At 64.2% G+C, this 3,669-nt stretch carries 2 protein-coding genes; both read left to right on the forward strand.

What is annotated here, in order from left to right; all coding sequences use genetic code 11:
* Positions 1-15: 15 nt before the first annotated feature.
* Positions 16-3,048 carry a DUF499 domain-containing protein gene (locus tag Q1L50_RS05810; RefSeq protein WP_300336658.1) on the forward strand — a complete coding sequence of 1,011 codons (3,033 nt, stop codon included), beginning with the start codon at positions 16-18 and terminating at the stop codon, positions 3,046-3,048.
* 22 nt (positions 3,049-3,070) lie between these two features.
* Positions 3,071-3,550 (forward strand): hypothetical protein, encoded by a 480-nt coding sequence (locus tag Q1L50_RS05815; protein ID WP_300336660.1) that lies wholly within the window; start codon positions 3,071-3,073, stop codon positions 3,548-3,550.
* Positions 3,551-3,669: the final 119 nt, after the last annotated feature.

Below are 3,669 nucleotides of genomic sequence, written 5' to 3' on the forward strand. Positions count from 1 at the left end.
ACAATCAGGCACGCCATGACCGACAATCTGTTCTCCATCTGTGAGCCGCGACCTGATGTCCTGCAAGGGGCGTTGCGGGAGAGCGACTTTGCTGCGGACCTCTCGCAGGTGTTGCGGGGCGACGCTCCCGACGAGTACAAGCGCCCGGCGCTGTTCTTTGCCAACACCTACCCGACCAAGGGCATCAAGAACGTCCTCAAGCTGGTCGCGCTGCGGGTCAGTGGCCATTCTGACCAGATTGGCGCCATCTTTCGTCTGGACACCCAGTTTGGCGGCGGCAAGACGCACGCCCTGATCGCGCTCGCGCACGCCATGCACAGCCTCTCCGAGGTGGCGAACGCCGACGAGTTCCTGGATGCCTCCCTGCGGCCCTCGGCACCGGTGCGCATTGCCGCCTTTGATGGTGAAAATGCCGATCCGGCCAATGGGCACCGAATTGGCGACACCCTGCGCGCCTACACGCCATGGGGTGAACTGGCTTATGCGCTGCGTGGTGAGGCCGGGTATCGCCTGGTCGAGGCGAGTGACCGCGAAGGAATCGCGCCGGGTGCCGACACCTTGCGCGAGCTGATCGGCAGCGAGCCGGCGGTGATCCTCATCGACGAGATCGCCCCCTACCTGCGCAAGGTGGCCGGTCGGAATGCGCAGCGAGCAGCCGAACAGCTCCTTGCCTTCATGACTTCGCTGATGAAGGCGGTGGAAAGCTCCCCCTATGCGGCGCTGGTTTTCACGCTCGCGGTCGGTCGTGACGGCAAAGCGTCCGACGCCTACAGCCGCGAGACACAGGACATCGCCGCCTTCTTCGCCGAGGCCGAGAGCGTCGCCGCCCGCAAGGCGACGGTGATCGACCCCACCGAGGACGACGAGACCGTCAAGGTCATCTGCCGACGGCTGTTCACCCGCATCGACCGCGACAAGGCACGGGCGGTCATCTCCGCGTACAAGTCGCTGTGGGATGCCAGCCGGGAGCTGCTTCCGCCGGCCCCGGCCGAAGACAGGCGCCTCGACGAGTTTGCCGCCGGCTATCCGTTACACCCAGAACTCGTGAATGTGCTGACGCAGAAGACCGGTACCCTGGGCAACTTCCAGCGCGTGCGCGGCATGCTGCGTCTGCTCGCGCGTACAGTCGCACGCGTCTGGCAGACCCGGCCCGCTGACGCCTACGCGATTCACACGCATCACATCGACCTCGGGTTCGAGCCGATACGCCTCGAACTCGTCACCCGCCTGAAGCAGGACATCTACGTGCCGGCGATCAAGACCGAGATTGCCGCCGTCGAAACCACCCCCGCGCTGGCCGAGCAACTCGACGCAGGGCCGTTCAGGGGTCTGCCCAAGTACGGATCGTACGTCGCCCGCTGCGCCTTCATGCACACCCTGGCGTTCAACGAGACCTTGCGCGGATTGAACGCCGAGGAACTGCGCTATGCCATCCTGAGCCCGGGAACGGACGTTGCATTCATTGACGACGCACGCAAACGCTTCGCCACCGACTCGGCGTATCTCGATGACAAACCGGGCGCGCCGCTGCGCTTTCTGGCCGAGGCCACTCTCACCCAGATCATCCGGCGCGAAGAAACCAACACCGACCGCGACGAGGCCCGCACCCGCCTCAACAGCTTCATCCGCGATCTCTTCGCCGGCCCCAATCTCAATCTCATCCCCTTCGCCTCCGGCCCTCACGACGTGCCCGATGATGATGGCAGCGGACGCCCCTACCTGGTGATGCTCGGCTACGAAGCCACCCAGGTCTTCAGCGACGCGGTGACCGTCGACAACCTGGTCGAGAAAGTCTTTCTGCACAAAGGGGGTGGAAGCGACTGGCGCCACAACCGGAACAATCTCGTCTTCCTGCTGGCAGACGCGGCCGGGGTGCCCAACATGAAGGCCAAGATGCTGCGCAACATCGCTCTGGAGTCGCTGCGGCAACCCGGCAAGCTCAAGGACTTGGCCGATTATCAGGTGGCCAAGCTGCAGGAACTGCATGAACGCTCCAAGCAGGAACTTGCCCTGGCCGTGCAGCAGTGTTTCCGACACATCTTCTACCCGTCACGCAATCGACTCGACGGGGCCAACTGCGACCTGGCGCACACCGTGGTCGACATTCAGACGGCATCGGATCGGCCGGGCGACGGCCAACGCCAGGTCGTCACCCAACTCCAGAATGCCGGCAAACTGCGCCTGCCGACCGACAAACCCGACTCGCCGGTCTACGTGCGTGACCGCACCCCGCTCAAGAAGGGCCAGATCACCACTGCCGCCCTGCGCACGGAATTTCGCCAGGACCCGTCCTTGCCGATGCTCGTCGGTGATGAGGTGTTCATCAAGGGCATTCGGCTGGGTATTGAGCAGGATGACTACGTCTACCAATCAGGCGACCTCCTGCGCGGCAAGGGGGACCCGCATGCCGAAATCAAGGTCGACGAGCAGTCGTTCATTTATACGACTTCGTATGCCCGGGAGCACGGCATCTGGCCACGACCGGGGCCCAGGACGGATACCGGAGTGATCGGCTCCGGCTCGCGTTCGCCCGATGGAACGGAGGTTCCGCGCCCGGGACATGACGCGCCAACCGCGGGGCGAACGCCGCTCACGGCGAAGTCCACCCCGGTCCTGGAGGCCGAGGATGTTCTCAAGGCAGCGCTCGCACGTCTTTTGGAGGATGCCCGGCACAACGGCATCCGCAGCCTCGCCACGCTGCGCATCCGGCCGTTCGACAAATCGGATGCGTTGAAACTGATGCCGCTCGTCAAGTCGATCCCGAACGCCAGCAAGCGAGTCGAGCTGACGGCCTCCTTCGAAACTGCCAGCGGTTCCACCGCTGAACTCAGCTTCAAGGGCGACATCGAAGATGCGATTGCCCTCAAGGACTACCTCGAACCGCAGTTCCGCGCTGCCAGCGATAGCGACGCCGACATATCCTTTGCGCTACGCTTCGAGCCGCCGTTGGCCGTTCAGGGGCCTTCGGCCGAAGGCCTGATTCAGCGGCTGACGCGCCTGGTTTCGCCCTCGGCGCACGTGCTGGCCACGGCCGCAGAACAAGATTGAGCAGGATCAACCAGGATCGCCGATGAGCAAAGTGACCCACCTGAGTGCAGCCAAGCACGCTTCCGCCTTACCCCAGTACGAGATGCGCGCGCGCCGGCTCGCCGGATCGGATATCGAGGTCGAAATTTGGCAACTCCCTGCCGGCGCGACACCGCACATTCGGCAGCCGACCTACATTGCCGGGCTGCGCGGTCGCAACCTGTCGCTGATCGAACACCGTCTGCTGCGGCGTCTGAAACAGTCGCGCATCGACCTGAGCAACCTGCCCACCTTCGATGCACTCAGGATAGCGGTCGATGAAGAAATGGCGATCAGTCTCGGGTTGCTGTTTCGCGCCCTGGCGCCGATGCGCAATCGCGAACATATCGCGGCGGTCGCCGAAGGCATCGAAGCGATGAGCAAGGAAGAGGCCGGCTACTGGCTCGGCATGGCCATGCACCGCAAACACCCGCGGCGCGTACTGATGGCGCTGCGCTTCCTGCTCATCGAGCCGAAACCCTGACGGATGCGCGAACTGACCGAAATCCGCAGCCTGCTCGATCGCCTGGAAGAGGCCGAAGCCGATGCCCTGGAAACCCAGGACCTCGACTTCAAGGAGTGGCCGGCCGAACCCAGGCAGGC

The organism is Accumulibacter sp. (genome assembly GCF_029255145.1).
Classification (GTDB): Bacteria; Pseudomonadota; Gammaproteobacteria; order Burkholderiales; family Rhodocyclaceae; genus Accumulibacter.

Bases quoted from the DNA above. Each gene is read 5' to 3' on its own strand.
- Q1L50_RS05810 (WP_300336658.1), top strand. From the start codon at position 16: ATGACCGACAATCTGTTCTCCATCTGTGAGCCGCGACCTGATGTCCTG.
- Q1L50_RS05815 (WP_300336660.1), top strand. From the start codon at position 3,071: ATGAGCAAAGTGACCCACCTGAGTGCAGCCAAGCACGCTTCCGCCTTA.